The sequence below is a fragment of the Blautia sp. MSK20_18 genome (assembly GCF_020553125.1).
Lineage (GTDB): Bacteria > Bacillota > Clostridia > Lachnospirales > Lachnospiraceae > Blautia_A > Blautia_A fusiformis.
On sequence record NZ_JAJCGR010000071.1, the window covers coordinates 1 to 5,466 of the forward strand.

Consider the following 5,466-nt stretch of genomic DNA (forward strand, 5'->3'; position numbering starts at 1 on the left):
TTATTTTCGTAGCAATGTTCTTTCAATTTAGCCTTGACTTTTTATTTGCAGGCTTGATTGCAGCCAATTATCCAATTTTTTCTGATTAGCAATCAAAACTGTTCTTTTAGATTCTGCATATTTCTGTTGCATAAATTTATCCACTTTATCAATATATAAAAGGATTTCTTGATTATTAGGAGTCTCTTCTTCTAAGCACTGCTCATTCAATTTTTCACAAAGCTCTCTAGCCAACACATCTGAAGCGCCATATATTTTTCCTGTTATATCAATAATTTCAAATACTGCATCTTCAAAAATCTCTCCAACATAAGAACCACCAACAAGTAAATATCCGTGTTGAATTCCCGGAATTTCCAAGTCTATATTAGTTTCATAGTACTTTGGATATATCTCATTTTCCTCTTTACTTCTACTATTCCAATACTTAAACTGTGAATCATATTCCGCAATTTCTTTCATAATACTATTAAAATGAGACTTATGTTGTTCCTCTGTCTTATATATAAATATGGATTTCAGTTCATCCATTTTCTTGTTTCGTTTCTTTTCTAATTCCTTTTCCAAATCCTTAAATTGCTTTGTAAAATCTGATGTCGTTTTACATTCCTGATAAATAAGTGTAACTCTTTTTTCAAAATCTGCTCCACTTTCTAATAATCCAATAGCTTTATCTGATGCACCAAATACGCCTTGGAATAACTCGAATTTTTCTGAAAGAATTTCATATACTCTCTTATCTGCTACATTCTGAGTATTAAGCAAATTAATAACCACAACGTCGTTCTTTTGTCCATAACGATGACAGCGACCAATTCGCTGCTCTATCTTCTGCGGATTCCAAGGAAGGTCATAGTTTATAATCGTATTACAAAACTGAAGATTCAATCCTTCCGAACCGGAATCTGTTACAAGCAAAATTTTGTATTCATCCCTAAATGCTTCTACGATGGCATTCTTCAATTCAACATTTCTACTACCCACATACTTTCCATAGTTTCTAGCTTTCCACGCCTTATAAATCTGTTTAGTAACAGGATCATTTGTACTACCATTAAACTTAAGTATCTGACCTTCATATCCGACATGAGATAATTCTTCAAACATGTATTGTTGCGTTCTAATAGATTCCGTAAACACAACAATTCTTTGTTTTATGCCAGCTTCATTTTGAAATACAAAAGCTTTCTCCACTGCCTGTTTCAAGGCTGTCATCTTCGCATTTCTTTTTATACTTTCAGCTTTATTAATAATGGCTGTTACCTCATCTATTTCATGCTGAATAAATTCATTTACCTTTTCTCTTGTGTATAATTCATCCTGCTTACTATCATCATCCGTCTCTATTTCATCATCATCAAAAAAACTAAGGAAAAAATCAATACTTTCATCCGCTGATTCAGTTCTAGTTGTTTCCTTCAAAGTTTCAAGTCTGCCTTTTAATACCTTGAAGGTTTCTGCAACTGCCATACTTGATGATGCAAGCAATTTTCTAATAACAGATGTAATAAGTGTTCTGTGTGAATTGGGCAAAGCATACAAAATTTCCTTTTTCAGATAATTATTTATCATCACATAAAGTTCTATCTCCATTGGCGATAGTTCAAAATCAATTGTCATTTCTTTGCGCTCTGAAAATTGGATATACTCTGCTACTTCTTTTCGTAAAGTTCTTTGCACAACAGGTTCTAAACAAGCCTTCAAATCATTGTAATCTTCTCCTCGCAAATATCTTTCGGAAAATATCTGCTTACTATAAAAAACTCTATCATCGATAAACTGAACAAGTCCATATATATCAAGTAAAGTATTCTGCATAGGAGTCGCAGTTAATAAAATTTTCGGAATTCCCTTTGTTAATTCATATAATAAGTTAGCCATCTTTGAACCATTCTTATAAACATTCCTAAGCCGATGTGCTTCATCAAATACACAAAAATCCCAAGCTATCTTTCCGAACTCTGTTTTTCTTTTTGAGGCAAAGTGGTAGGAAACAATAATTACTGCTTGTTTACTTTTTACCTTTGCGAGATAATCCTCCCAGTTAGAACTATCCACAATCAATGAATCAATATCAAATTTCTCTTCTAATTCAACTTGCCATTGCTTTCGCAGATTTGATGGCATAATAAGTAGTATTTTATTTTTTCCACTGCATAGCAAATACTTGATGACCAAGCCAGCCTCAATAGTTTTTCCAAGACCTACCTCATCTGCAAGAATTGCTCCACCAAGCTCTAATGAAGATAGCGCAAATGTAAATGCTTCAATCTGATGAGGATTGATGTCAATATCAGCCATATGCAAACAACTATATGGATTATTTTTCAGTTCTTGTTGCTTTAATTCAGCATATGTATTTTCAACAATACCCATTTGCGAAACCTCCAATTTTATTTTCCTAATTGTTCTTTTATTTTATCTGCTATTACCTTTGCCATCATTGGCGGAACCGCATTCCCCACCTGAATAAATTGTGCTGTCCTTGGTCCTTCAAAATAATAATTATCCGGAAACGACTGTATTCTTGCTGCTTCCCGCACTGTAATTGATCTATGTTGCTCTATATCTGGATGAATGAAATAATGTCCATCTTTCGATAAATGAGCAAGTATTGTGTGACAATGATCCATATCACCCTCAACAACTTTAAATCGATCTACAAATGAAGTTCTATTTTTATGTGTTTTCAAATCTTCTGGTAAATCATCATATTTCAAACGTTCATGCTGTTCGTTTTCAAACCACATGTCTATTGTTCTCTTATATATTTCAATATCCTGTGCAGTATGTGGTCTTGCAGCATGACCTGTTAATACATCTGATTTCATTCGAATAGCATTATCTTTAACATATTTTTTTAGTCTTCGCATATCATTCATCGTATGTTCTCTTGCCTCAATACCTGGAGTCAATGGGGGTAAATCCTTCAATAAATCCCATACTTCGGCTTTACTATGGATCACATCAAACGACGGATATTCATACCCAGTACCTTTAAGCCAACCTACTATAATTACTCTTTTTCTACTTTGTAATACTCCAAAATCTTGGGCATTCAACTCATGATAATCAATTTCATAACCTACACGTTTCATATATGTCTGGAGGTTTTTAAATGCTTGACCACCTCTTGCAGTCTTTATCCCAGCCACATTCTCAAACACAAACATTCTTGGCTTATACTTCTTAAGAAATTGAACATACATCTTATATAATTCATTTCTTGGATCATCTTCCATCGGAACAATCATATGACTGCTCTGTGCTCTTCCCACCAAAGAATATGCTTGACATGGAGGACCACCTATAATTACATCAATCTTATCAATTTCTTTTTCCCTTTTGATATCATCAATTGTGTTGAAAATCCCCTTAATTGTGGCTTCCGACATTTCTTTATTAATTACAGTCTTAAGTTCTTCTTTGGGTATTTTTTCCAAAAGTTGTTCTCTGGTTATTTTTCCTTTTTCATAATCATAATAACTTTTAATTTTGCCATTATCTTTTAAGTAATAATATGCTATTCTTGTTTCTATTGTCTTTGCTGCATGCTCATTCATTTCCACATGCGCAACCGGTCTATAGCCACTTTGAATAAATCCTTCTGAAAGTCCACCGGCACCAGCAAAGAGATCAATATAATTTAACCCATTTTCATTCATGGTTGTTCTACCTCGTTATCTTATATTAACTGTCCCATTATCTGGACTTATATTATCATTATGAATTTTTTTCTTTACTTCAGCTAAATCAGTAAACTCCATAATATCAGATATATCACATTCCAATTCAGCACATATTTTTTCTAATACAGTCATAGCAACCATCTCTTCATTTGTCATTTTAGCCATGGTACTACTGCTAATTTTTATCTTTTTACACAGTTGGCTCTTATTTATTTTTTTATCGATCATTAATTTCCATAATTTATTGTATGATACAGCCATATTATCCTCCGTGCTTTTAGAAATACAATTTCACTATTTTATTATATATTATCTCAATTTTGTTGTAAAATACTTTATTTGATTTCTCGAACATTTTTTTCAAGTTATAAAATAAGCCAGCAGAGGAATCACCTTCCTCTGCCCCTATTCCACATCTTATCTTCTGCTTTATCTTTACCAGCATCTCTACCAACACTCTCATCATAAATTCTCTGGAACTCCTCATAAAGCTCATCTCCAGCCAGCTTTATCTCCAGCCTTTTCATTACATCCGAGAACAGCCTTATGCTTCCACTAACATCAGCAATATCAAATCCAAATACATCAACCTTAGCAGAATCGTCAACATTCTCATAACCGCCAAGCTCTGATATTCTCCTAATAATACAGCCAGCTTTGTCCACAGGTTCAGTTTCTCTAGTTTCCACAAATTCACTTTTATCTGTTACATCAGTCATACTTTCGCCAACTCTTACCACATTCACATCAGGCGAATTATATATTGCTTTCCGTGAGGGCGTAAAAGACAAGCCGTTATCGTATATATGCTTTGAAATCCTGTACTGGACGGGTATGCGAAAAGGTGAATTACTTGCTCTCTCACCTGCTGATATTGACCTTGATAACAAGACAATACCCATCAACAGAACATATCAGCGGATAGAAGAAAAAGATGTATTTACATCACCTAAGACAAGAAAAAGTAAGCGAAAGATTCCGATTCCGGATTTTCTCTGCCAGAAACTATCAGACTATATCCAGTCAAGATATATGCTTGACGCAGATGAAAGGCTGTTCCCGGTAACAAAATCATTTCTCTCTCATGAGATGATAAGAGGATGTAAAAACACAGGTGTAAAGAAGATACGAATTCATAATATCAGGCATTCGCACGCCAGCTTACTTATTAATCAGGGCTGTGATGCCTTAATGTTAGCAGACAGGCTCGGACATGAGAAAGTATCCACAACACTTAACACATACTCCCATCTGTTTCCACATAAACAACAGGAGCTTGTGCATAGTCTGGAATCATTGCAAGCGACAGATTCGCCAACACCTGAACCACCATCTGATAACCCTCTGCTTGAAGCAGCAGGTATCACATGTGAAGTGCCGCAGACTCAGGACAACGGCTCAGATGTAACAATCCGACCTCAGTTCGGACCTGCGTTAGTACCACCAAATACCGCATCAGGGAAAATCATCCAGATGCCACAAAGAAAGATCATATAGAAGAAATCCCGCAGTCATCAGGGTTTCTTGCTATTAAAGTTAATGACAATCAACTGAAAACGGCAGAAAAAGAGTAGCTGCTATTAGTAGCAAATTAGTAGCAGAGCAAAAAAAAGTCTCGGAAGCCGCTTGTTAGCGGGTTCCAAGACTTGTGGCTCTTATTCAAACTCCAGATTGACAGTACGGAGTATTAACGCATATAGACGATTTTAAAGGCTTTTTAACGTAAGCGTCAAATAAAACAGTGTATAGAAAAATAACCGTCAGCCTTTTATACTAA

At 34.8% G+C, this 5,466-nt stretch carries 5 protein-coding genes; 1 reads left to right on the forward strand and 4 read right to left on the reverse strand.

Features of this window, described 5'->3' with window-relative positions:
• Nucleotides 1-27 precede the first annotated feature (27 nt).
• The 4 genes from drmD to LI091_RS18110 form a co-directional block, all read right to left on the reverse strand.
• A complete protein-coding gene (gene drmD, locus LI091_RS18095) occupies nt 28-2,376 on the reverse strand; it encodes a DISARM system SNF2-like helicase DrmD (RefSeq protein WP_265191438.1) in 2,349 nt (782 codons plus the stop codon).
• 17 nt (nt 2,377-2,393) lie between these two features.
• The gene (locus tag LI091_RS18100; protein ID WP_161209238.1) at nt 2,394-3,665 is read right to left on the reverse strand and encodes a DNA cytosine methyltransferase; all 1,272 of its coding nucleotides are present in this window, start codon (nt 3,663-3,665) and stop codon (nt 2,394-2,396) included.
• A 15-nt stretch (nt 3,666-3,680) separates the two neighbouring features.
• Complete coding sequence (locus LI091_RS18105; protein ID WP_161209240.1) at nt 3,681-3,950, reverse strand: helix-turn-helix domain-containing protein; 270 nt, start codon at nt 3,948-3,950, stop codon at nt 3,681-3,683.
• A 128-nt stretch (nt 3,951-4,078) separates the two neighbouring features.
• Nucleotides 4,079-4,408 (reverse strand): hypothetical protein, encoded by a 330-nt coding sequence (locus LI091_RS18110; RefSeq protein WP_243148603.1) that lies wholly within the window; start codon nt 4,406-4,408, stop codon nt 4,079-4,081.
• Here LI091_RS18110 and LI091_RS18115 point away from each other — a divergent pair.
• On the forward strand, nt 4,347-5,186 hold the full coding sequence (locus tag LI091_RS18115) for a site-specific integrase (protein ID WP_288834696.1): 840 nt from the start codon (nt 4,347-4,349) through the stop codon (nt 5,184-5,186). The two genes, LI091_RS18110 and LI091_RS18115, sit on opposite strands and share 62 nt — an antisense overlap.
• Nucleotides 5,187-5,466: the final 280 nt, after the last annotated feature.